Below are 23,742 nucleotides of genomic sequence, written 5' to 3'. Positions count from 1 at the left end.
TATAGGTTTACGGTTTATCGGGCTTTGGCGTCCACGGTGTGGATCACTTTGACGGCCTGATCGTCCGGAATTTCGCTGTAAGACAGCACAGTCAAATCGTTCACGCGGAATCGTGCGGCTTTAGAGAGCCAACCACGAATCACGGGGGACACCACCAACACAGCGGGGTGGCCCATTTCTTCTACGGTGCGCGCGCCTTCGCGCAAACCGGCAAATAAGTTTTCAGACAAGCCCGGCTCCATCACCACGGCTTGGCCTGGCTGGCTTTGTTGCAACACGTTGTGCAGCAGTTGCTCGAGTGAAGGCTCAAGCGTCATGACTTGCAAACCGTTGTCGCCATCGATCAGGCTTTGCATGATCATGCGACCGAGCTTGGGGCGAACCATGGCGGTGAGTTGTTCGGGGTCTTGCGTGCGAGTGCTGGCCTCAGTCAACGCTTCAGCAATCGTGCGCATGTCGCGAATGGACACAGATTCGGCCAACAAGTTTTGCAAGGTGCGGGTCAAGATGCCGAGTGACAACTTGCCGGGCACCAAGTCTTCGACGATCTTGGGTGACTTGGCAGCCAATTTGTCGAGCAACTGTTGGGTTTCGTCATGACTCAACATGTCAGAAGCGTTTTCGCGCAAGACTTTGTTGAGGTGGGTAGAAATAGCAGTGGCAGCGTCGACCACGGTGTAACCGAGGGTACGGGCTTGGTCGCGTTGTGAAGGTTCGATCCACACGGCTTCCAAACCAAATGCAGGTTCGCGGGTGGCAATGCCTTCCAACTGGCCATACACATGACCTGGGTTGATGGCCAATTCGCGACCGACTTTGACTTCGCCTTTGCCACGCACCACGCCTTTGAGCACGATGTTGTAAGCGTCTGGGTCGATGTTCAAGTCGTCACGGATACGCACGGGCTGGACCAAGAAGCCCAACTCGGCAGACAATTTTTTGCGCACGCCTTTGACGCGGGTCATCAGCTCGCCGCCGGTTTCAGCGTTGACCAACGGAATCAAACCGTAACCAATTTCCAAACCAATGAGGTCGACTTGGTCCACATCATCCCAGTCGAGTTCTTTCGGTGCGTCCGAAGGTGTGGCGTCTTTGACGGCTTGTTCGGCTTGTTCGTCTTGCACTTCGCGGGTGACGATCATCAAGCCCAGACCAGCAGATGCCAAAGCCAAGGTAATGAACATCAAGTGCGGCATACCGGGCACCATGCCCAAGATGATCAAAATCACAGCCGAGATGAACAAGGCGGTGGGGTTAGCCAACTGAACAGAAGCCTGCTCAGAAATAGATTCAGCGGTCGTCACGCGCGTCACGATGATGGCGGTGGCCAGTGACAACAACAACGATGGGATTTGAGCGACCAAGCCGTCACCAATAGTGAGCAAGGTGTAGATCTTGCCGGCTTCAGCCACAGGCAAATCATGCTGCGCCACACCGATGATCAAGCCACCGAACAAGTTGATCAACAGAATCAACAAGCCGGCCATGGCGTCACCGCTCACGAATTTAGAGGCACCGTCCATGGAGCCGAAGAAGTCAGATTCCTGGGCCAATTCGGCACGGCGTGTTTTGGCTGTTTCTTGGTCGATCACGCCAGCGTTCAAGTCAGCGTCAATCGACATTTGTTTACCGGGCATGGCGTCCAAGGTGAAACGGGCGTTCACTTCTGAAACGCGACCCGCACCTTTGGTCACCACCACGAAGTTGATGATCATCAAAATCGCGAAGATGATGAAACCCACCACGTAGTTACCAGCAATCACGAACTCACCGAAAGCCTGCACCACCTTACCGGCGGCGTGCGCACCTTCATGGCCGCTGACCAACACCACACGGGTAGATGCCACGTTCAGCGCCAAGCGCAACATGGTTGCAAACAACAAGACGGTGGGGAAGGATGAAAACTCAAGGGGCTTACGGGTGCCGATGGCGATCATGATCACCACCAAGCTCACAAGAATGTTGAAAGTAAACAAAAAGTCCAACAACAACGGAGGCAATGGCAACACGAGCATCGCCATGATGACGAGCACCACCACCGGAATACTGAGTCCGGAGAGGTCAAATTTCGACAAGTTGTGTCGAATCGTTGACAGAGTGAGAGTGCTCATTGAGGGAATCCAGTTGAAAGTGGAACGTTTAGGTTTCTTTTTGCCTTGAAAAAATTGTCGAGGCATGTTCATTAAGCAATCGATGTGCCAAGTCAAACTGACACTGATGCGCCTCTCCGCCGAAAGCGGCAAGAACTGACCTGTCACGGTTCTTGCTTAACTCCTTGGCAAACTCGTTTTAAGAACACCATGAACCTGTCCAGCTATCTCCAAATGCCACCAGCCCCGCTGATGCCAACCAACACCAACAACGCGGTGCCACAAGGCGCGCGCACTGGTGTGGGCCCGGCTGCGGGCGGTGGCTTGGGGTTTGATTTCGCGCAAGTCATGGCGCGTCAAATGGAGCGCCTGGTACCGCAAGAGCGGCAAACTTTTGCCGCTGATGTGCCAGAGCAGCCACAACCACAAGCACGTACACAAGATTCACGCCCAGTAGAAGACCGGCACGACGCAGAGCGCCCCGCGCAAGAGAAACGCACGAACAACGAGGCATCTCCAGACGATGCCGATGACACCTCTGCAGCTCAAGCACGCCCACGCAACAAAGGCGCGTCGAATAAGAACAAGCCCACAGACACAGACGCTCTGTTAGAGAGTTTGATGCAGGGTGCCCCCGTCACACCAAACGCCACAACCTCAGTGGTTGCCACACCTGCAATCAGCCAGGTCACCACGACCACTGAAGACGTTGCAGCATCTGAATTGACGAGCTCGGCCACCTTGCAAACCATCGAGCTGAGCCCGCAGATGCGCATCATCACAGACCCCAAAGCGGCACCAAGCCCTGAAAGTTTGGCGGCTTTTGCCAAGGCCATGGGTTTGGATGAGTCAGAGATTCAAAACTTATTGAACCAACCGCCGGCGACCACGGCACCCACAGGTGTGCAGACCTCAAATGCCCAAAGCCTTGCCAGTGGTTTAGCCACGCCCACCGCCTTGCAAGCAGCCATGAGCACCGTGCTGGGTGGCGTATCGCAAGGCATGGCTCCGACAGCAGACAGCACCGTCGCCACACAACTGGCAGCCATGACCTCCGTTGACGCACAGCCTATGGCTGCCGCATCTGGCGCAGGTTTGGCAGCAGCGGCCACCACATTGGCTGCACCCGCGTTGCCAGGCCTAACGCCGACCGACATGGCTGCGATCCAACAATTACAAATCACCGTTTTGCCTGTTGCCGTGTTGCCCGTCAACACCAACGCAAGCAACGCCCCCATCCCTAGCACCCTCGACATGTTGTCGCTCTTGGGAACCGGCGTCGATGAACAAGACGTGAGCGCCCTCTTGTCTCGCTTCTCCGAAGAAGCGGGCAGCGAGAGCCATGCAGATCAGCAATCGTCATCAGGCGAAGGCCAGCAAAATTTCAGCAGCTTTTCACAAGCGTTGAGCAACACCAAAAACGCCACCGGCGCAGCACCTGCCAATGCCGCACAAGCCACAAGCGCCAACATGAGCGAGGTCTACGACCAGCTCAGCGACAAGATGGCCACCGAAATGGCCGCACGCATGCACAAGCAGCTCAGCGATGGTGAGTGGAAGATGAAATTTGGTCTTCGCCCCTCGAACTTAGGTGGCGTTGAAATTCAACTCGAAATGAAAGACGGCAAACTCGATGCCGTCTTCCGTGCCGACAACCCGCTCACACGCGACTTGCTGCAAAACAGCAGCCAGCGCTTGCGCGAAGCACTTGGTAACTTTGGCATTAATGCCGGTCAAGTGCAGGTCGGCCAAGGCGGTGGCAACACCCCACAAAACAACTCTGGAAATTCAGGAAAGAATTCCCAAGTTAGAGACAATTCATCTTTGCAAGTCAAAGGTACAGGCGACGCTTCTGGCGTGACCTCTACCCATAACAAGGCCAATGCGTCCTTGCTTGACCTCTATGCATAAATTACGCATGACAATCTGAACATTAGGAGAACGATATGGCAGAAGCAGAAGCAGCACCGGCAGAAGAAGTTGTCGAAGGCGAACCGAAGAAAAAGAAACCAATTCTTTTGATTTTGGTGATCGTGTTGTCCGTGGTCATCCTGATCATGTCGGTGATGTTCGGCACCTTGTATTTCTCAGGCTTCTTCGAGCACAAGAGCGAAGCAGCCGCCCACGAGAAAGTGGACGAACTGGAAAAAGAAGCCGCGAACGCACATGGCGCGACACCAGAAGGCCCATCGAAAGTCAAGAAGGAAGCCGAAGCCACACGCTTTGAGAACACCTACTTGGAAATCGACAAAGAGTTCATGACCAACATCACGAACTCCAAAAAAATCATGGTCGTGAAAGTGGCCGTGATGACCCATTACGACTCACGCGTGTTCGACAACGTGAAGAAGCATGAATTTGCCATTCGCTCCGCCGTGCTCGATGTGATGCGTCAAAGCACCGAAGCCGATGTGGCCAAGCAAGACTTCCGCGTTGACTTAGCCGCAAAGATCAAGGTCGTGATGAACGAAATGCTCATGAAGTACGAAGACTTCGGCGGTATTGAAGACGTGTTCTTCACCTCTTTCGTGATGCAGTAACCCTTAATTCAACATGAAATCTAACCTGCTCTCGGACGAAGAACTGGCCGCGCTGTCGGAAGGCGTGCGCGACGGTTCGATCGAGACCGACACTGGCTTCAACGAAAGCGTGCGGGTGCGCAAGCACGACCTCGCCAGCGAAGACAGCAGCTTGGGCGTGAACGTCTCGTCGATCGACATGATCAACGAACGCTTCATCCGACTGTTCCGTCTTGGCTTGCTCGAAGTACTGCGTACCAGCCCACGTGTGAACCCCACACGCGTGCAAATTTTGAAGTTTGGTGATTACCTCAAAGGCCTGCGCGCCCCCTTGTCGGTGAACATGATTCGCATGAACCCGCTACGCGGCAATTCGGTGATCATCATCGACCCCAATGTGGTGTTCAGCTCGCTCGACAGCTTCTTTGGTGGTTTTGGCAAAGGCGTGGGCGAACTCCCTCCCAGCCGTTTGTTCACCCCCACTGAAACACGCATCATCAAGATCATTCTTGAAGTGTTCTTCCGCTCGTTGACCGAAGCGTGGGGCCCACTGATGCCCATCGAATGCGAACACGTGAGTTCTGAGATCAACCCTCAGTTCGCACAAATCGCCGATGAAAACGATTTGGTGGTCTTGAGCCGCTTTGAAGCTGACGCGACCGCGAGCGGTGGCAAAGGCTTCATCGACTTGGTCTACCCCTACGCGACCTTGAAGCCTGTGCGTGAACTGCTCAGCAGCCGCGTGCAAAGTGGCGAAGGCAACGAAGAGTCAGACAAGAAATGGCGTCAAGCGCTCGCGGCCGCGGTGGGTGATGCCAAACTGGAATTGCAAGTCACCATGGGTGACATCAAAACCACGCTGCACCACTTGAACCATTTGCAAGAAGGCGATTTGTTGTTCTTCAAGAAAGACGACACCGCGCTGATGAGCACCAATGGTGTTCCCGCATTCCACGTCAACGTGGGCACACGCGGCTCACAAGTGGCGGTGCAAATCGACCACGAACACGTTCACGGCAAAAACTGAGACAGGATCACATCATGACTGACGAAAAAGAAAACCCAACTCCAGAACACGACGAAGCCGAAATGGCTGCAGCAGAAGCAGCGCACGAGACTCCTGACGAAGTGGCTGTGCAAGCTGTGGCGCAAGAGGTTGAGCCAAGCTTAGAAGACTTCAAACCCACCATGCCCGGCAACATCAACCCCGAGGTGTTGCAAAACATCGTGGTAAATTTGTCCATCGAAGTGGGCCGTGCACAAATCAAAATCAAAGACTTGATGCGTCTCACGCAAGGCAGCGTGGTCGAGCTAGACCGCATTGCGGGCGAGCCCCTCGATTTGTTGGTCAACAACTCCGTAGTTGCCCAAGGTGAAATCGTGTTGGTGAACGACCGCTACGGTGTTCGCCTGACGCGTGTGGTGCCCTCTTCAGAGCGCCTCAAGCTGATCTAAGCACCCAAAAATCAGCGCCTCAGGCGCTGATTTAGCGCTGAATCATGTCGCCTTTGACCTGACCACCGCGCTCAATCTCAATCTCGCCATAAGTCACTGTGCCACGCACGCGGCCTGTATTACGAACGATGAGCAACTCGCGGCTGGTGACGTTTTCGTTCAGTTCGCCTTTGACGTCCACGTACTGAGCCGTCGTTTTACCGGTCACCACACCTGACGCGCCAATCAGCACATCACGTGCTTCGAGCTCGCCATCGAACTTGCCAGAGATCACCGCTTGATTCGGGGCTTTGATCGAGCCGCTGAACACCACACCTTCACCAATGAAGATGCTGTTTTCTTTGGACATGTCGTTTTTATCGTTCATTTTTTACTTTCTGTGATGAATTCAAGTGAAGGGGTAATGGCAGCTAAACAGTCGCTCGCACTGCCTTTGCTCAAAGCTGCAGCACGCAAGCCCCGGACGTAAAGTGCCCAAATGGCTTGGCAACGTGCATCCAGATGCGTGAAACCGTGTGCGTGCAAAGCCATGTAGATCGGGGTCATGAGCTTCATGGCTTGATTGGTCACTCGCTCTTCGTCAACCACAGACCATGTCCATGCATAGGCTTGAACAGCCGCGCGAAACGCCAGCTGTTTCAAATCGTGTTGGTACATCTGAAACAGATAGGCTTTGACTTGTTCCGTGAGTGATGCACCCATCGTGGCGAGGTCCAAGCCGATCAACTTTTGAATCAAGACCTCGTTCTCCACCACCACCGCATGGCAGACCAAATTGGCTTTGGTGAAACCAAATTCCATCAACTGAGGAATGGTCATGCGGTTGTCTTTGGCGATCTGCGCCAAACTGAGCGCATCGAACTGGCCTAACTCTATTTTTTCTTTGATGTAAAGCACCAGGGTCACGAGCCGATTCTTGAGTAACAAGGGCAACTCAACTTCGTCGCTTTCTTTGATCTTTTGGAAATTCATCGAAAATTAAAAAAGTGATTAAGTGGTGTTGCAATTGAGAAATCTGACAAGATTGTCATGAGAAACAACAGGTAGGTCCATACGCTTACTGGCGTATGTCATGCCCCTCAACGCGATAAATATCAACCTTTGCAAGGCCTATGAATGCCCATCTGATCGACCCCCAAGCCATGCTTCGCCTGCGTGCACTTTGCAAGCTGGATCACGCGCGCGTCGCGCGTTTGTGCGGCCTGACCGAAGCCCAAGTGCGTGAGCTTGAAGCAGCTGAGCACGGCCAATTTGAGACGCCAGAGTTGAAAGTGCAAGCCGCTTTGAAAATCGCCGTCACCCTGAGCGGTGCACAAGCCAACGGCATGCCGATCGTGAATGTGTTTCGCTCCCGTGCAGTGGGCGATCATGCGGGCATGCAACTGCCTGCCATCAAGGTTGAACAAGCGCCACCGCCCAAACCCAAATTCCCCGACTCGCCTGAATTCTTCAAGTTGCTCTTGATTTTTGTGGTGATGGTGTTCTTGTTAGTGGCGGTTGCCATGCCTTTGCTCTACACCCTGCCCTCGCCGCCACCTAAGCTGACGTGAGCCCGTAGTGCGGTCGAACGACACGCACAGCGGCATTCACCATAAAAAACGCCTGCTCTGACTAATCAGAGCAGGCGTTTTGGTTTGAACTCAACGCGCTAAAACTTCAGCGCATGAGAAGTGCGATCAGTTCGCGTTGATCTTGCGACCGTTCAAAGGCTGCACAGGACGTGCATTGCGCTTGAAGGGGAAGTCCACCACTTGCTTCTTGCCGATGTCCACAGGCGTCTTCAGGATGTAGAAGTTCACGCCTTCTGTACAAGGGGGCGTGGTCAATGAACCTTCGTAGCTGTAGTGCGTCAACGCAGCGGGCACCAAGCTGCTAGGGTCAAACTTGACCTTATCCACCACCACCTCTGGGCCTTCGGCCTTGGGTGCGTTGTTCCACAGCGTTTGGATGGCCGCGTTGTCTTTGCCGTCGTTGAGCAAGACGCCCAACACAGCCAACTTGCCTTCGGCGTTTTTGTGCACAAAGTGCGCCACCATGGCCATGGGTTTGCCGTCAATTTGTTCTTCGCTAGGACGGTGGAAGTGGAATTGCAACAGGTTGTACACATCCTTGTTGATCTTCAAAGTGCTGCCGGGCTCCACGTTCACTTGGATGGTGTGGCCGTTGTTCAAAATTTTCAGCGGGCCTTCTTTGTAGTTGACCACCAACACGTCTTTCGACTTCTCGAAAGGACCGGTGATGTTCAAAGGCGATTGCTTCATGCCTTTGCCGCAGGTGGGGAATTCATCGCCCCAGTTCTCTGGGCCCATCTCGCCAGCGTAGTCCCAATGAACGGCATGGCCTTTTTTGTGGGCCTTGGCTTCTGGCTTCTCAGCGGCGCAATCAGCCAAGACTTTCACTTTTTGACCAGCTGCGGCCAACGCGTTTTGCGCGGCACAGATGGATTTGACGCGCGATGACCACTCGGCCATCTCCAGCGCCTTTTGGAATGCGCTGATGGTGTCTGGGTCTTCAGCGCCTTTGGTCAACAATCGCAATGCGCCCAAGCCCAATTGGCGTTCGCTGGTCACGGGGCCTTTTTGGGCCTTGATGAAGGCTTCGTAGTCTTGCAACACGATGCCATTGGTGAACGATTCTTTGACAGCCATCATCTGCTGGGCTGCTGGCTCAAGCTCTTCGAGCTTCTCTTTGGCTTCTTCCAATTCCTTGGTCAGCTTTTCGAGTTCTTCTTGGGCCTCGGTCGCGCCTTCGCTGGCCTCGGTCAGCTCGCTCATGATGTGGTTCTTACCGGTGTAGCTCCAGTAGCCGAACGCCAAAGCGCCTGCGAGCAGCAGACCCATGACGATTTCAATGATCAGTCGTAAATATTTTTTCATGGCCATTCACTTGAGTGGGTGCATTTGATAAAGCCAAACAGCAACGCGCAGCGCACGCCCCTGTTTGGGCAGGTCAGTGGGTATCGGCTTGATGTGACACAAGCTTTAATTCCCACAACAGACGGCGAATTATTGCCGCAACTGATAAAAGCAATAAACGTGCGCAAAAGAAGCTGACACCTCGCCAACACTACAATTGCAAACTTCTTCCACAGCCTCTGGATCAACACCATGAACCGCTGCTTTTATCCCCACGGGGAGGCTCAGCCATGAGCCGCAAAGTCTTTATTAAAACCTTCGGTTGCCAAATGAACGAGTACGACTCGGACAAGATGGTCGACGTGCTCGGGCAGTCCGATGGTTACGAAAAAACCAACGATGTCGAAGAAGCCGATCTGATCGTCTTCAACACCTGCTCGGTGCGTGAGAAAGCCCAAGAAAAGGTGTTCTCAGACCTGGGTCGCATCCAGCATTTGAAAGCCAAGGGCGTCAAGATCGCCGTCGGCGGCTGCGTGGCCAGCCAAGAAGGCGACACCATCATTGCCCGCGCGCCCTATGTGGACGTGGTGTTTGGCCCGCAAACCCTGCACCGTTTGCCTGAGCTGCTGAACCAACGCGAAAGATTGTCCAAGCCACAAGTCGACATCAGCTTCCCCGAAATCGAAAAGTTCGACCACCTGCCTCCCGCCCGCGTCGAAGGCGGCAGCGCCTATGTGAGCATCATGGAAGGCTGCAGCAAATATTGCAGCTACTGCGTGGTGCCCTACACACGTGGCGAAGAGGTGAGCCGTCCGTTTGACGACGTGTTGGTCGAAGTCGCGGGCTTGGCTGCGCAAGGTGTGAAAGAAGTCACGCTCTTGGGCCAAAACGTCAACGCTTACCGTGGCGCCATGGGCGGCACGGCTGAGATTGCAGACTTTGCACTGCTCATCGAGTACGTGGCCGAGATTCCCGGCATCGAGCGCATCCGTTACACCACCAGCCACCCCAACGAATTCACGCAGCGTTTGATTGATGTGTACGCCAAGGTGCCGCAACTGGTGAGCCACCTGCACTTGCCCGTGCAGCACGGCAGCGACCGCATCTTGATGGCCATGAAGCGCGGCTACACCGCGATGGAATACAAGAGCACGGTGAAAAAGCTGCGCGCCATTCGACCTGACATGGCCATGAGCTCTGACTTCATCGTGGGCTTTCCGGGCGAGACCGAGGAAGACCACCAGAAGCTCATCAAGCTCATGCACGATGTGTACTTTGACAACTCGTTCAGTTTCATCTTCAGCCCACGCCCCGGCACGCCTGCGGCCAACCTGCAAGATGACACGCCGCACGAGGTGAAACTGCGCCGCTTGCAAGAGGTGCAAAAAATCATCGAAGACAACATGCGCGACATCAACGTGCAACGCGTAGGCACGGTGCAACGCGTGCTGGTCGATGGTTTTGCCAAGAAAGACGCCACCGAGCTGCGTGCACGCACCGAGTGCAACCGCATCGTTAACTTCAAAGGCGGCCCCAATCCTGAGCGCCTGATGAACCAACTGATTGACGTGAAGATCACGGAAGCCAACCCGCATTCATTGCGTGGCGAGGTGTTTGTTAAAGAGTCGGCTTAAAGTCCGCTGCCGTCAAACATTGAAAAAGCCCTGAGACCGCGAGGTTTCAGGGCTTTTTGTTTTAAGCGCGAGAGCTTCAACGCATGCCTGGAAAGCCGCCACCGCCGCCCATCATGCCTTTCATGCCACCGAGCTTTTTCATCATCTTCATCATGCCGCCGCCGCTCATCTTCTTCATCATGCTTTGCATTTGCTCAAACTCTTTGAGCAAGCGGTTCACGTCTTGCACTTGCACACCGGCACCCGCAGCAATGCGGCGCTTGCGCGTGGCTTTGATGAGGTCGGGCTTGCGGCGCTCCAGCGGCGTCATGCTGTGGATGATGCCTTGCTTGCGGCCAATGTCTTTCTCGGCCTTGTCCATGTCCACTTGGCCGGCTTTGGCCGCCATTTGCGTGGGCAATTTATCCATGATGTTGGACAAGCCGCCCATGGAACGCATTTGCTGAATTTGTGCGAGGAAGTCGTTCAAGTCAAACGCATCGCCGCGCTTGACCTTCTCGGCCAGCTTTTGCGCAGCCGCCATGTCAACACCGGCGGTGACTTGCTCGACCAAGGCCAAGATGTCGCCCATGCCCAACACGCGGCCTGCATGGCGGTTGGCATCGAACAGTTCCAAACCATCGAGTTTCTCGCTGGTACCCGCAAACTTGATGGGCGCACCCGTGATTTGACGCACCGACAAGGCAGCACCGCCACGTGAATCGCCATCAAGTTTGGTCAACACAATGCCGGTCAAGGGCAGCGCATCGCTGAAGGCCTTGGCCGTGTTGATGGCGTCTTGACCTTGCATGGCATCGACCACGAACAAGGTTTCAATCGGGTTCAACACGCTGTGCAAGTCTTTGATCTCAGCCATCAAGGCTTCGTCAATGGCCAAGCGACCAGCCGTATCAACAAGCAACACATCAAAGTAATGTTTACGTGCGTAGTCCAGCGCAGCGCGGGCAATGTCGGCTGGTTTTTGGTCGGGTGAACTTGGGAACCACTCAGCACCGGCTTGGGCGGTGACGGTCTTGAGCTGCTCAATCGCAGCTGGGCGGTACACGTCGCCTGAAACGGTGAGCACTTTTTTCTTGCGCTGGTTGATGAGCCAACGCGCCAGCTTAGCGGTGGTAGTGGTTTTACCCGCACCTTGCAAACCGGCCATCAAAATCACGGCGGGGGGCTGGGCGGCGAGGTTCAAGTCGCTCACACCTTCGCCCATGGTGGCGGCCAACTCTTGGTTGACGATGGCCACCAAAGCTTGTCCGGGCTGCAAGGAGCCAATCACCTCTTGGCCGAGGGCTTTTTCTTTGACGCGGGCGATGAAATCGCGCACTACAGGCAAGGCCACGTCGGCTTCGAGCAAGGCCATGCGCACCTCGCGCAACATGTCGGCCACGTTGCTTTCGGTGATGCGCGCCTGTCCGCTGATGTGCTTGACGAGGCGCGAGAGTTTGTCGGTAAGGGCTGAGGCCATAGGTACCCCTTGATAGGGCTTGGTTTTTCGTGTGTAGCGAAACGCTAAACTGTTGTCATGATTTTAGCCAGCGACATCCCGCTCAACCTTTGGCTCGCACTGCCCACGGCGGCGGCCTATGCGTTGACCGCCCTGATCGGCCCCCGCGTCGCGCCCGACATGGGGCACCGCCTGTTGAGCGTGCCATGGGCGCTGCACGGTTTGGGCTTGGTGTTCGCTTTGTTTGCACCTCAAGACGGTGGCTTGCGCTTTGGTTTTGCACCTGCGCTGTCCGTCACGGCTTGGCTGATGCTCACGTTTTATGTGCTGGAGCAACACTGGTTTCCGCAACTGCGCACACGCTGGACGCTGTCTATCGTGGGCGCGGCTGTGGTGGTGTTGGCGGCTGCGTTTCCTGGCACATCGCTGCACACCCAAACCTCGCCCTTGCTGCCTTTGCACTTGGCTTTAGGCGTCGCTTCTTACGGTTTGTTTGCCGCTGCCGTGGTGCATGCATGGCTGATGACCCGCGCTGAAAAGAACATGCGTATGGGTGCTGATACCCATGTGGGCTTGCCCTTGCTCACGCTAGAGCGCTTGACTTTTCGCTTTGTCACCGCTGGTTTTGTGCTACTCACGGCCACCTTGGCGGCAGGTTGGTTGTTTGGTGACGCCTTGTATGGCGACCAAGCCGCTTGGCGCTGGGACCACAAAACCGTCTTCTCGCTGCTGTCATGGGTTACTTTTGCCGTGTTGTTGGTAGGTCGTAGCCGCTTTGGCTGGCGTGGCCGCAAAGCAGTGCGCGTGCTCTACATCGGCACTGGCTTGCTGCTGCTGGGCTATGCGGGTTCACGCTTTGTACTGGAAGTGGTGTTGGGACGCGTGGCATGAAGTACCTCGTTCTGCTACTCGCCGTCTTAGCCGGTATTTGGTGGATTCGCCAACAGCGAAAACCTGACCAAGCCCCCCGCAAACCATCAGGCCCACAAACCATGGTGCCTTGTGCCCACTGCGGCACCCATGTGCCGGAGGACGATGCGGTCCATGGCGCACGTGGCCTGTATTGCAGCGCTGCGCACCGCGACAGCCATGAAGGCTGATGCCATGACCACTTTGTGGTGCGATGGCTGGTATCGCTTTGCCAAGCACACGCCCTCGCCTAACTTTGGACCGCGCCCCGCCAACATCTCGATTGATTTGGTGGTGCTGCACTCCATCAGCCTGCCACCAGGGCAATACGGCGGGCCTGAAATTGAAGCCTTGTTCACCAACACGCTCGATTGGGATGCACACCCCTACTTCCAGCAAATTCGCGGCGCTGAGGTGTCGGCCCATTTTGTGATTCGTCGCGATGGCGCACTGATTCAATTCGTCAGCTGCGATGACCGCGCATGGCACGCGGGGCGCTCTAGCTACCAAGGGCGCGACAACTGCAACGACTTTTCGATTGGCATCGAACTCGAAGGCTTAGAAGGCCACACCTTTGAAGCACCTCAGTACGAAACCCTCAGCAGTTTGTGCGCAGCCATCGCACAACACTACAAATTGCATCACATGGCAGGCCACGAACATGTGGCGCCCGATCGCAAACAAGACCCAGGCACCGGGTTTGATTGGATACTTTTGCAGCAGTCTTTGGGCTGGTCTGAAAAAAGCTTTCCGCAGAAAAATTAATTTTTCGTCATTTCATAAAAAAAGTTGTGTTGCACGGTTTTTGTGCGCTCTCATTTCTCTCTTAGACGCCATGCGCATCAGCGCAGCAAATCACTCTAAACACCACGTCCACGCTTGATTTTGCAATTCAATCGCCCGCCACGACTGAGCTCACGCCAGTGCAATAAAACACGTCTGCAACACAGGTGATTGGGCGACATTTAAAATGTAAGCATTTCCTACCAAAACACTACCGGTAGCGTATTGGCACACCATCCAACACCAGATATAGTGTCGACTTGATTTTTAAGAAGTGGTCAAGACACCACTTTTTCTACGCACGATTGACCTGCTCACAAGGAAGAAAAAAGACATGCAAACCGCTGAGAACGCTGTGCACACAACATCTATGGGCCACACATCCGTCGCGCACGACCGTGCTGCCACAGACGCCCCCACCATGTTGAGCCATTACCAAATCATTCGCCGCAACGGCGCCGTGGTTCCTTTCGAACCCGCCAAGATTGCCGTCGCCATGATGAAAGCCTTTTTGGCCGTGCACGGCACACAAGGCGCCGCATCTGCCAGCGTGCGCGAGATGGTCGAAGCCCTCACCCAAGCCGTGGTGCGCGCCTTGATGCGCTCACGTCCAGGCGGCGGTACTTTCCATATTGAAGACGTGCAAGACCAAGTGGAATTGGGTTTGATGCGCGGTGGTCACCACGAAATCGCCCGTGCTTACGTGCTGTACCGCGAGAGCCGCAACCAAGAACGTGCCCACATCAAAGAAGAACAAGCACCTGCGGCTCCCACGTTGCACGTGATCGACAACGGCCAACGCGTGGCGTTGGATCTGAACAACCTCAAGCGTTTGATCAACGACTCGTGCGCGGGCTTGGGTGCAGACGTCAAACCAGACCCGATCTTGGCTGAAACCATGCGCAACCTGTACGACGGCGTGCCCATGGACGAGGTGTACAAAGCCGCTATCTTGGCCACACGTACGCTGATCGAAAAAGACCCAGACTACACCTACGCCACCGCACGTTTGTTGATGCACACCATCGCCAAAGAAGTGCTGGGCAAAGAAGTGCTGCACGCCGACATGGGCCAGCACTACGCTGAGTACTTCCCTCAATTCATCCAAAAAGGCGTCGACAACGACTTGCTCGACCCAGCCATGTTGCAGTTCGACCTGCCACGTTTGGGTGCAGCCCTCAAAGCCAGCCGTGATTTGCAATTTGATTACCTCGGCCTGCAAACCCTATATGACCGCTATTTCTTGCACGTGCGCAAGAACCGCATCGAATTGCCACAAGCCTTCTTTATGCGCGTGGCCATGGGCCTGTCGCTCAACGAAGTGGATCGCGAGGCACGCGCCATTGAGTTCTACGAAGTTCTGTCGTCGTTCGACTTCATGTCCAGCACACCTACGCTGTTCAACAGCGGTACTTTGCGTTCACAGCTCTCGAGCTGCTACTTGTCGACCGTGCCTGACCACTTGGACGGCATCTATGAGTTGATCAAAGAAAACGCTTTGCTGTCTAAATTTGCCGGCGGCTTGGGCAACGACTGGACACGCGTGCGCGCTCTGGGCAGCCACATCAAGGGCACCAATGGCGAATCACAAGGCGTGGTGCCATTCCTGAAAGTGGTCAACGACACCGCCGTGGCGGTGAACCAAGGCGGCAAGCGCAAGGGCGCTGTGTGTACCTACCTCGAAACATGGCACTTGGACATCGAAGAATTCCTCGAGTTGCGCAAGAACACCGGTGACGACCGCCGTCGCACGCACGATATGAACACGGCCAACTGGATTCCAGACTTGTTCATGCGTCGCGTGATGGAAAAAGGCGAGTGGACTTTGTTCTCTCCGTCTGATGTGCCTGACTTGCACGATTTGTTCGGCGCCGAATTCGAAAAAGCCTACGTGGCCTACGAAGCCAAAGCCAAGCGCGGCGAAATCAAGCCAAGCAAAACCATGCAAGCCAGCGACATGTGGCGCAAGATGCTGACCATGTTGTTTGAAACAGGCCACCCATGGATCACGTTCAAAGACCCATGCAACGTGCGCTCACCCCAACAACACGTGGGCGTGGTGCACTCGTCCAACCTGTGTACAGAGATCACACTCAACACCAGCGACACCGAAACTGCGGTGTGTAACTTGGGCTCCGTCAACCTGTCTCAACACTTGAAAGACGGTCCTAACGGCAAAGAACTCGACCATGACAAGCTCAAGCGCACCATCAAAGTGGCCATGCGCATGCTCGACAACGTGATCGACATCAACTACTACGCTGTCAAAAAGGCGCGTGACTCCAACCTGCGCCACCGTCCTGTGGGCATGGGCATCATGGCCTTCCAAGACAGCTTGTACGAAATGCGCGTACCTTATGCGTCACAAGCCGCGGTTGAATTTGCTGACCGCTCGATGGAAGCCGTTTGCTACTACGCTTACTGGGCATCGTCTGAGTTGGCCAAAGAACGCGGCCAATACGCCAGCTACAAAGGTTCGTTGTGGGACAAAGGCATCTTGCCAATTGACTCACTCGACATGCTCGCCCAAGCACGCGGGGGCTACCTCGAAGTCGACCGCAGCAAGACCATGGACTGGGACGCCTTGCGCGCCAAGATCGCCAAAGACGGCATGCGCAACTCCAACTGCGTGGCCATCGCACCAACCGCGACCATCTCCAACATCATTGGTGTGGACGCCTCGATCGAACCTTGCTTTGGCAACTTGTCCGTCAAGTCCAACTTGTCGGGCGAGTTCACCATCATCAACCACTACTTGGTGCACGACTTGAAGCGCCTTGGTTTGTGGGACGACGTGATGGTCATGGACCTGAAACACTTCGACGGCTCTCTGCGCCCCATCGACCGCGTGCCACAGGAAGTCAAAGCCTTGTACGCCACGGCGTTTGAAGTCGAACCCACTTGGTTGGTGGAAGCCGCATCACGTCGTCAAAAGTGGATTGACCAAGCGCAGTCTCTCAACATCTACATGGCTGGCGCGTCAGGCAAAAAGCTCGACGAGACCTACAAGCTCGCTTGGTTGCGCGGCTTGAAGACCACGTACTACCTCCGCACCTCCAGCGCACAACAAGTTGAGAAATCAACTGTGCAAGCTGGCTCACACAATGCTGTGTCTTCGGGTCCAGCAGCAGGTGGTATGAACGCACTCGAAGCAGCAGCCGCTGCGGCGCAAGCACAGATGAATGCCATCCCCGCCACTGACATTAAATTCTGCGGTGTGGATGATCCCACCTGCGAATCGTGTCAGTGATACAACAAAAACTTGCAACGAAGTTCACGAATGCTTTGCGTTTGTCTTCGTTGCATTCATAATTCATGCATTGGATAAATACATATGTTGACCTGGGACGAAGAAGTCAAGCCCTCATCGCCATCACCTCTTGCAAGCGGATTACCTCACCGCTCGATGGAACTCCCACCTGTTTCTGCGACACCTGCCATGCAGCCTGTTGCGGCTACACGCACTTTGAATGACGGCGCAACAGTGCCGTTGTCTGCGGCAGCACCTACACCAGCAGCAACCCCAACGCCTACATCTTCTGCAGCCAGTGCGCGCCGTGTGACAGCCGCTGACAAGCGCATCATCAATGGCCAAACCGACGTCAACCAGTTGGTGCCGTTCAAATACAAATGGGCATGGGAAAAATACCTCGCCACTTGCGCCAACCACTGGATGCCGCAAGAAGTGAACATGACACGCGACATCGCGTTGTGGAAAGACCCCAACGGTCTGACCGACGACGAGCGTCGTTTGATCATGCGTAACCTAGGCTTCTTTGTGACAGCCGACTCGCTTGCTGCCAACAACATCGTGTTGGGCACTTACCGCCACATCACCGCACCTGAATGCCGCCAGTTCTTGTTGCGTCAAGCGTTTGAAGAAGCGATTCACACACACGCTTACCAATACATCGTCGAATCTTTGGGCTTGGATGAAGGTGAGATCTTCAACGCGTACCACGAAGTCAAATCCATTCGCGACAAAGACGAGTTCCTGATCCCGTTCATCGACGCGATCATGGACCCCAACTTCCACACCGGCACACTGCAGACCGACCAAACACTTTTGAAGTCGTTGATCGTGTTCGCTTGCTTGATGGAAGGCCTGTTCTTCTACGTAGGCTTCACACAAATCTTGGCCTTGGGCCGTCAAAACAAAATGACGGGTGCTGCCGAGCAGTACCAATACATCTTGCGTGACGAGTCCATGCACTGCAACTTTGGCATTGATTTGATCAACCAAATCAAACTTGAAAATCCACAACTGTGGACAGCAGAGTTCAAGGAAGAAATCAAAGCCTTGTTCATGAAGGCCGTCGAGCTCGAATACCGCTATGCCGAAGACACCATGCCACGTGGCGTGTTGGGCTTGAATGCCTCGATGTTCAAAGGCTACTTGCGCTACATCGCCAACCGCCGCGCCACGCAAATCGGTTTGGAAGCCTTGTTCCCCAACGAAGAAAACCCGTTCCCTTGGATGAGCGAGATGATCGACCTCAAGAAAGAACGCAACTTCTTTGAAACCCGTGTGATCGAGTACCAATCTGGTGGTGCTCTGTCTTGGGACTGATGGCTTAAACACACACATGTCACCGAACTTGTTCACCACACTGACAAACACCCGATCACGAGGTGTGGTGGTGAACTTACCCCGTTCATGGCGTTGGACCCGGGTCCAGCGCCATGAATCGTTTTGCACACAAAAATCCGTGCAAAGTGTTTTTTCACCCAATGATCTAAATTCGATCTAGGAGAACAAAAATGGCAACTGCAAAAAAACCGGCCGCTAAAAAGGCCCCTGCAAAGAAAGCTGTCGCGGCCAAAAAGCCAGCAGCTAAGAAAGTCGCGGCTAAGAAGCCAGCAGCTAAAAAAGTAGCGGCCAAGAAGCCAGCAGCTAAAAAAGTTGCAGCTAAAAAGCCAGCAGCTAAAAAAGTAGCGGCTAAGAAGCCAGCTGCAAAGAAAGTTGCGGCTAAAAAGCCAGCAGCTAAAAAAGTAGCAGCTAAGAAGCCAGCCGTTAAAAAAGCTGCTGCTAAAAAGCCTGCTGCTAAGAAAACAGCGGCTAAAAAAGTAGCTAAGAAAACAGCGGCTAAAAAGCCTGCTGCCAAAAAACCAGCTGCTAAAAAAGCCGCTAAAAAGCCTGCTGCAAAGAAAGCTGCGAAAGCACCCGCTGCCCGCGCACAGACCACGTTGAACCCGCAAGCTGCTTGGCCTTTCCCAACAGCTAGCAAGCCTTAATCTTCACTGATCAAGGCAACGGTTTACCGTCAGCTCAAGCCCGACGCCGCAAGGCCTCGGGCTTTTTCTTGCCCCCCACATCATGACGCTCCCTCCAACCACTTACCTTCGCCCAGAGAAAACAGGCGCAGTGATCGTGGATATCCATGTCATCCCCAACGCCTCACGCACCCAAGCCGATGGCGAGCACGATGGCGCGCTGCGTGTGCGCTTACACGCACCGCCCGTCGATGGCAAAGCCAACCTGGCCCTGACAGCATGGCTAGCAGATACCTTAGGCATTGCCAAACGAGAGGTGGAATTGATACGCGGACAGACGTCCAAACGAAAACAGCTGCGGGTCAGCGCAGCTGCTTGTACCAAAGCCCAATGGCTCGCCTTGGCAAATTAAAGCGCTAGCAGCGCCTGTATCACTTCAAGAGAAGCGGTTCACTTTCAGGCGATCGCCCAGCCGTCAACGTTGTAATTTTGCGGACCACGTTGGGCAATTTTGAGTGCGCCCACTTGGTTACCCAAAGCAGCACACTTGGCCAACGACCAACCTTGCTCCAAACCGAACAACAGCGCACCACGCCATGCATCGCCACAACCTGTGGGGTCAACCACTGCTGCTGCTTTGACAGGTGGCACAAGCGTTTTCTCGCCGTCAATCCACACTTCACAACCTTCAGCTCCCAAGGTCACGATCAAGCCTTTCACGCGACGTGAAATATCGGCATGGCTCAAGCCCGTGCGGTCACTCAGCATCTTGCCTTCGTAGTCGTTCACCGTGACCCACGTGGCCTGGTCGATGAAACGCATCAGGTCAGCGCCATCAAACATAGGCAGGCCTTGGCCTGGGTCGAACACAAAAGGAATGTCAGCCGCTTTGAGTTGCTCAGCATGCTGGATCATGGCATCACGACCATCGGGTGAAATGATGGCCAGCTTGATGTCAGCGCGTTTTTCAATTTTGGTGGTGTGTGCCTGCATCATGGCGCCGGGGTGGAAGGCCGTGATTTGGTTGTTGTCACGGTCCGTCATGATCATGGCTTGTGCGGTGTAGCTGCCTTCGACTTGACGCACGTACTCGGTCGAGATGCCCAAGGTTTTCAAGCGCTGCAAGTAGTCCGCCGCATCGGTGCCCAAGGTGGCCATGGGCAGCGGTGTGCCACCCAACACTTTCAAGCTGTAAGCAATGTTGCCTGCACAGCCACCAAAGTCGCGGCGTAAAGCCGGTACCAAGAACGACACGTTCAAGATGTGCAACTGGTCAGGCAAGATTTGTTCGGCAAATCGGCCTTCAAAATCCATGATGGTGTCAAACGCGAGTGAGCCGCAAATCAGCGATGCCATAAAGCTACTTTCGAAAAATAAGAGGGATCGTTAAGGATAAAAAACAATGGCGCGAAAACCCGTGATGCGTTTGCTCACCTTGTCGTCCAAGTCGAAGTTCAAGGTTGAACGCACATCGCGCAGGGCTTGCACGTGGTCTTTGCCTGACAGCTCTTTAGCGCTGAACACACGACGCACCAAAACTTGGTCTTGCAAGTCGGTCAGACTCAGCTCCAAGGCGGGCATGGCCACCGGATGGTGCTGCGAGTTTTTCAAACGCAGCTGCACGGTATAGCCACCCTGTGGGTTTTCGGTGAAGCTACTGCTTTCAATCAGCACAGCCTCAGGCTCGCGCGGCCACGTGACTTCGCAAGCACACAGGGCTGAAAGTACGGGGCGCAATGCGGGCTCTTCTGCTCCCAGCCAATTGCGCTGGGCCACCACGAGTTGCAACAGCAAAGCCAAAACCAAGACACCTGTGCCCACCACCCATTTGAGTGGTAAGGAAACGTTCACGTCATCTGCTGATTCCGTGTTTTTCAGTGAAGGGGTAGGCGTGACCTCATTCGCTGCAATAGCAGGCGCCATGGCTGCACGGAACAAGGCAGGTGCGTCTGCACTTGGCGCAGGGGGTTCAGGAATGTCAGGTGGCGTCTCAAAATGCAACGCCGCTTCAAACACGTGCGCACAACGGCCACACCGCACCCACCCTTTGGCCAGCTCTAGCTGTTGGGGCGACACCTTGAAGGCGGTCTCGCATTGGGGGCAGTGGGTAATGTGCATCAGCAGTGGGCGGTCATCAAAATCCAGCCATCTTCCACGTCACTCACTTCCAAAGTGCAATAAGGCGCGTAAGCGTCTTTGAGTTCTTGGGCTTGTCGCTCAAGGATACCCGCTAACACCAAGTTGCCACCCGCGGCGACATGGCTACGTAGCAACGGTGCCAGCACTTTGAGTGGTGTAGCCAAGATGTTGGCCAACACAATTTGATATTGACCTGTGGCCTTGTCGGGCAAGCCCGCATTCAAGCGCACGTTGTTGGCATCGGCATTGAGCACAGTAGCCGTGACAGCCGCATCGTCAATGTCAACCGCGTCAATGTTGTTAGCACCGTGCAAAGCAGCACCAATGGCCAAAATACCAGAGCCGCAACCGTAATCAAGCACGCGCTGGTTGGCCACATCGTGCGTGGCAATCCAACGCAAACACATGCGCGTGGTGGGATGTGTGCCTGTGCCAAACGCCAGACCAGGGTCTAGGCGAATGACTTGCTTGGCTTGTTCGGGTGGCTCATGCCATGTCGGAACAATCCAAAACTCGGGCGTGATCTCCACAGGCGCGAATTGCGACTGCGTCAAACGCACCCAATCTTGGTCAGCCACGGGTTGAATGCCCAGCACTTGGCTGTCAGCAAAAAAATCTTGCAAGGCCAACAAACGCGAGGCATCTTTGGCCGTTGCCTCTTCGGCAAACAAGGCCACGATGCGCGAACGCTTCCAGCCTTCTTTGGGAGGCGGCATGCCAGGCTCGCCAAACAAGGCTTGCTCGGCATCGGTTTGGGCATCCGCATCTTCGACGGACACACTCAAAGCATCGAGTGCATCCAGTGCCTCGCAAACAGCTTCCACGCTGTCTTCGGGGCACATCAGTCGCAACTCAAACATCAGCGCTTGTGAGCAGCGAGCCACTCTTCCAAGTAGTGAATGTTGGTGCCACCGGCCATGAACTTGGCGTCCACCATCAACTCGCGGTGCAGCGGGATGTTGGTGTTGATGCCTTCCACCAAAGTTTCGTTCAAAGCGGTACGCATGCGCGCCAAGGCTTCATCACGGGTGTCACCGTGCACGATGATCTTGCCGATCATCGAGTCGTAATTTGGCGGCACGTAGTAGTTGGTGTAGATGTGTGAATCCACACGCACGCCGGGGCCTCCGGGTGCGTGCCACATGGTGATACGACCAGGCGATGGGATGAACTTGAACGGGTCTTCCGCGTTGATGCGGCACTCGATCGAGTGGCCGCGCACTTCGATGTCGCGCTGCGCAAAAGGCAACTTCAAACCAGCAGCCACCATGATTTGTGTTTTCACGATGTCCACGCCGGTGATGTATTCGGTCACGGGGTGTTCCACCTGCACACGGGTGTTCATTTCAATGAAATAGAACTCGCCGTTTTCGTACAAAAACTCAAACGTGCCCGCGCCGCGGTAGTTGATCTTTTTACAAGCTGCGGCACAACGCTCACCGATCTTGTCGATCAACTTGCGTGGAATGCCAGGAGCCGGCGCTTCTTCGATCACTTTTTGGTGACGACGTTGCATCGAGCAATCACGCTCGCCCAAGTACACCGCGTTCTTGTGCTTATCAGCCAAGATTTGAATTTCAATGTGGCGTGGGTTTTGGAGGTATTTCTCCATGTACACCGCAGGGTTGCCAAAGGCAGTGCCCGCTTCGGCTTTGGTCATCGCGACTGCGTTGATCAAGGCAGCTTCGGTATGCACCACGCGCATGCCGCGCCCACCACCGCCGCCAGCGGCTTTGATGATGACGGGGTAGCCCACGCTCTTGGCAATGCGCTTGATGGCGGCAGGATCATCCGGCAACTCGCCTTCAGAGCCTGGCACGCAAGGCACGCCCGCTTTGATCATGGCTTGCTTGGCCGACACTTTGTCGCCCATGATGCGGATGGATTCAGCGGTCGGGCCAATGAACTGGAAACCGCTCTTTTCAACGCGTTCCGCGAAGTCGGCGTTTTCGCTCAAAAAGCCATAACCAGGGTGAATGGCTTCGGCGTCTGTGACTTCAGCAGCCGCAATGATGGCGGGCATGTTGAGGTAGCTCAGCGTAGAAGACGCTGGGCCAATACACACGGCTTCGTCAGCCAGTTTGACGTACTTGGCGTCACGGTCGGCTTCGGAATACACCATCACCGCTTTGACACCCAACTCGCGGCAAGCGCGTTGAATGCGCAGCGCGATTTCGCCACGGTTGGCGATCAGGATTTTTTTAAACATGACAGGCCAGCCCCTTATTCAATGATGAACAGGGGTGCGCCGTATTCCACAGCTTGGCCGTTCTCGGCCAAGATTTTGGTGATGGTGCCTGCCTTGTCAGCCTCGATCTCGTTCAAGATCTTCATAGCTTCAATGATGCAGATGGTGTCGCCTTCTTTGACTTGCTGGCCCACTTCGGCAAACGACTTGGCGCCAGGGCTAGAAGAGCGGTAGAACGTGCCCACCATGGGTGACTTGACGGTGTGACCTGCAGGTGCGGCTTCGACCACAGGTGCAGCAACAGGCGCTGGGGCAGCAGCCACGGGGGCAGCCATCGCAACAGGAGCAGCCATTTGCGTCACCATCGCCACAGGGGCGGGTGCACTCTTAACGATACGGACCGTGCCTTCTGCCTCGGTGATTTCGAGTTCAGACACATTGGAGTCGGAGACCAGGTCAATCAACGTCTTGAGTTTTCGCAAATCCATAACTACATCCTATTTGTTGTAAATAAGGTG

The 23,742-nt window shown here is 54.9% G+C and carries 23 protein-coding genes; 13 read left to right on the top strand and 10 right to left on the bottom strand.

Going from position 1 to position 23,742, the window contains the following annotated elements; translation table 11 throughout:
* Positions 1 to 14: 14 nt before the first annotated feature.
* Complete coding sequence (gene flhA, locus LINBF2_RS02090; RefSeq protein WP_104797110.1) at positions 15 to 2,111, bottom strand: flagellar biosynthesis protein FlhA; 2,097 nt, start codon at positions 2,109 to 2,111, stop codon at positions 15 to 17.
* A gap of 231 nt (positions 2,112 to 2,342) precedes the next feature.
* Between flhA and LINBF2_RS02085 the strand changes: the two genes are divergently transcribed.
* From LINBF2_RS02085 to fliN, 4 genes are read left to right on the top strand one after another with little or no spacing between them, the layout of a single operon-like run.
* Positions 2,343 to 4,001, top strand: coding sequence for a flagellar hook-length control protein FliK (locus tag LINBF2_RS02085; protein ID WP_281890031.1), 1,659 nt, complete (start codon positions 2,343 to 2,345; stop codon positions 3,999 to 4,001).
* 35 nt (positions 4,002 to 4,036) lie between these two features.
* Positions 4,037 to 4,630 carry a flagellar basal body-associated FliL family protein gene (locus LINBF2_RS02080; protein ID WP_281890029.1) on the top strand — a complete coding sequence of 198 codons (594 nt, stop codon included), beginning with the start codon at positions 4,037 to 4,039 and terminating at the stop codon, positions 4,628 to 4,630.
* Positions 4,631 to 4,643: 13 nt separating this feature from the next.
* Complete coding sequence (gene fliM, locus LINBF2_RS02075; protein WP_104796525.1) at positions 4,644 to 5,636, top strand: flagellar motor switch protein FliM; 993 nt, start codon at positions 4,644 to 4,646, stop codon at positions 5,634 to 5,636.
* Between the two features lie 14 nt (positions 5,637 to 5,650).
* Positions 5,651 to 6,064, top strand: a complete 414-nt coding sequence (gene fliN / locus LINBF2_RS02070) for a flagellar motor switch protein FliN (protein ID WP_281890026.1) — start codon at positions 5,651 to 5,653, stop codon at positions 6,062 to 6,064.
* 31 nt (positions 6,065 to 6,095) lie between these two features.
* Here fliN and LINBF2_RS02065 read toward each other — a convergent pair whose 3' ends face one another.
* A complete protein-coding gene (locus tag LINBF2_RS02065; RefSeq protein ID WP_104796526.1) occupies positions 6,096 to 6,431 on the bottom strand; it encodes a polymer-forming cytoskeletal protein in 336 nt (111 codons plus the stop codon).
* The gene (locus LINBF2_RS02060; protein ID WP_281890024.1) at positions 6,428 to 7,036 is read right to left on the bottom strand and encodes a hypothetical protein; all 609 of its coding nucleotides are present in this window, start codon (positions 7,034 to 7,036) and stop codon (positions 6,428 to 6,430) included. The genes LINBF2_RS02065 and LINBF2_RS02060 overlap by 4 nt, the downstream gene beginning before the upstream one ends.
* A gap of 140 nt (positions 7,037 to 7,176) precedes the next feature.
* Between LINBF2_RS02060 and LINBF2_RS02055 the strand changes: the two genes are divergently transcribed.
* Entirely contained in the window at positions 7,177 to 7,614 is a 438-nt protein-coding gene (locus tag LINBF2_RS02055; RefSeq protein WP_281890022.1) for a hypothetical protein, read from the top strand.
* 126 nt (positions 7,615 to 7,740) lie between these two features.
* On the opposite strand, the gene LINBF2_RS02050 is transcribed toward LINBF2_RS02055, so the two are convergent.
* A complete protein-coding gene (locus LINBF2_RS02050) occupies positions 7,741 to 8,940 on the bottom strand; it encodes a carbonic anhydrase family protein (RefSeq protein ID WP_161499634.1) in 1,200 nt (399 codons plus the stop codon).
* Positions 8,941 to 9,209: 269 nt separating this feature from the next.
* Between LINBF2_RS02050 and miaB the strand changes: the two genes are divergently transcribed.
* Entirely contained in the window at positions 9,210 to 10,553 is a 1,344-nt protein-coding gene (gene miaB / locus LINBF2_RS02045; RefSeq protein ID WP_104796530.1) for a tRNA (N6-isopentenyl adenosine(37)-C2)-methylthiotransferase MiaB, read from the top strand.
* A gap of 76 nt (positions 10,554 to 10,629) precedes the next feature.
* Here the strand turns inward: miaB and ffh are convergent, their stop codons facing one another.
* A complete protein-coding gene (ffh, locus tag LINBF2_RS02040) occupies positions 10,630 to 12,012 on the bottom strand; it encodes a signal recognition particle protein (protein WP_281890017.1) in 1,383 nt (460 codons plus the stop codon).
* 57 nt (positions 12,013 to 12,069) lie between these two features.
* Here ffh and ccsA point away from each other — a divergent pair, with 57 nt between their 5' ends.
* From ccsA to LINBF2_RS02005, 7 genes are all read left to right on the top strand, one after another.
* A complete protein-coding gene (gene ccsA / locus LINBF2_RS02035) occupies positions 12,070 to 12,882 on the top strand; it encodes a cytochrome c biogenesis protein CcsA (RefSeq protein ID WP_281890015.1) in 813 nt (270 codons plus the stop codon).
* On the top strand, positions 12,879 to 13,091 hold the full coding sequence (locus tag LINBF2_RS02030; protein ID WP_281890013.1) for a PP0621 family protein: 213 nt from the start codon (positions 12,879 to 12,881) through the stop codon (positions 13,089 to 13,091). Before ccsA ends, LINBF2_RS02030 begins: the two co-directional genes overlap by 4 nt.
* On the top strand, positions 13,081 to 13,665 hold the full coding sequence (ampD, locus tag LINBF2_RS02025; protein ID WP_281891269.1) for a 1,6-anhydro-N-acetylmuramyl-L-alanine amidase AmpD: 585 nt from the start codon (positions 13,081 to 13,083) through the stop codon (positions 13,663 to 13,665). The genes LINBF2_RS02030 and ampD overlap by 11 nt, the downstream gene beginning before the upstream one ends.
* A 352-nt stretch (positions 13,666 to 14,017) precedes the next feature.
* On the top strand, positions 14,018 to 16,933 hold the full coding sequence (locus LINBF2_RS02020; protein ID WP_104796534.1) for a ribonucleoside-diphosphate reductase subunit alpha: 2,916 nt from the start codon (positions 14,018 to 14,020) through the stop codon (positions 16,931 to 16,933).
* Between the two features lie 84 nt (positions 16,934 to 17,017).
* Positions 17,018 to 18,253, top strand: a complete 1,236-nt coding sequence (locus LINBF2_RS02015; RefSeq protein ID WP_104796535.1) for a ribonucleotide-diphosphate reductase subunit beta — start codon at positions 17,018 to 17,020, stop codon at positions 18,251 to 18,253.
* Positions 18,254 to 18,444: 191 nt separating this feature from the next.
* The gene (locus LINBF2_RS02010; RefSeq protein ID WP_104796536.1) at positions 18,445 to 18,918 is read left to right on the top strand and encodes a histone H1-like DNA-binding protein; all 474 of its coding nucleotides are present in this window, start codon (positions 18,445 to 18,447) and stop codon (positions 18,916 to 18,918) included.
* A gap of 82 nt (positions 18,919 to 19,000) precedes the next feature.
* Positions 19,001 to 19,309, top strand: a complete 309-nt coding sequence (locus LINBF2_RS02005) for a DUF167 domain-containing protein (RefSeq protein ID WP_104796537.1) — start codon at positions 19,001 to 19,003, stop codon at positions 19,307 to 19,309.
* Between the two features lie 44 nt (positions 19,310 to 19,353).
* Here the strand turns inward: LINBF2_RS02005 and LINBF2_RS02000 are convergent, their stop codons facing one another.
* The 5 genes from LINBF2_RS02000 to accB are packed head-to-tail and all read right to left on the bottom strand — an operon-like array spanning position 19,354 to position 23,712.
* A complete protein-coding gene (locus LINBF2_RS02000) occupies positions 19,354 to 20,253 on the bottom strand; it encodes a carbohydrate kinase family protein (protein WP_281890009.1) in 900 nt (299 codons plus the stop codon).
* A gap of 30 nt (positions 20,254 to 20,283) precedes the next feature.
* Positions 20,284 to 21,015: a zinc-ribbon and DUF3426 domain-containing protein gene (locus tag LINBF2_RS01995; RefSeq protein WP_281890007.1), complete on the bottom strand. Its 732-nt coding sequence runs from the start codon at positions 21,013 to 21,015 to the stop codon at positions 20,284 to 20,286.
* Complete coding sequence (gene prmA, locus LINBF2_RS01990) at positions 21,015 to 21,896, bottom strand: 50S ribosomal protein L11 methyltransferase (protein WP_281890006.1); 882 nt, start codon at positions 21,894 to 21,896, stop codon at positions 21,015 to 21,017. Before prmA ends, LINBF2_RS01995 begins: the two co-directional genes overlap by 1 nt.
* Complete coding sequence (gene accC / locus LINBF2_RS01985; protein WP_104796539.1) at positions 21,896 to 23,245, bottom strand: acetyl-CoA carboxylase biotin carboxylase subunit; 1,350 nt, start codon at positions 23,243 to 23,245, stop codon at positions 21,896 to 21,898. Before accC ends, prmA begins: the two co-directional genes overlap by 1 nt.
* 14 nt (positions 23,246 to 23,259) lie before the next feature.
* Positions 23,260 to 23,712, bottom strand: a complete 453-nt coding sequence (gene accB, locus LINBF2_RS01980) for an acetyl-CoA carboxylase biotin carboxyl carrier protein (protein ID WP_104796540.1) — start codon at positions 23,710 to 23,712, stop codon at positions 23,260 to 23,262.
* Positions 23,713 to 23,742 lie beyond the last annotated feature (30 nt).

The organism is Limnohabitans sp. TEGF004, assembly GCF_027924965.1.
Classification (GTDB): domain Bacteria; phylum Pseudomonadota; class Gammaproteobacteria; order Burkholderiales; family Burkholderiaceae_C; genus Limnohabitans.
This window is presented reverse-complemented; position numbering and strand designations above follow the sequence as displayed.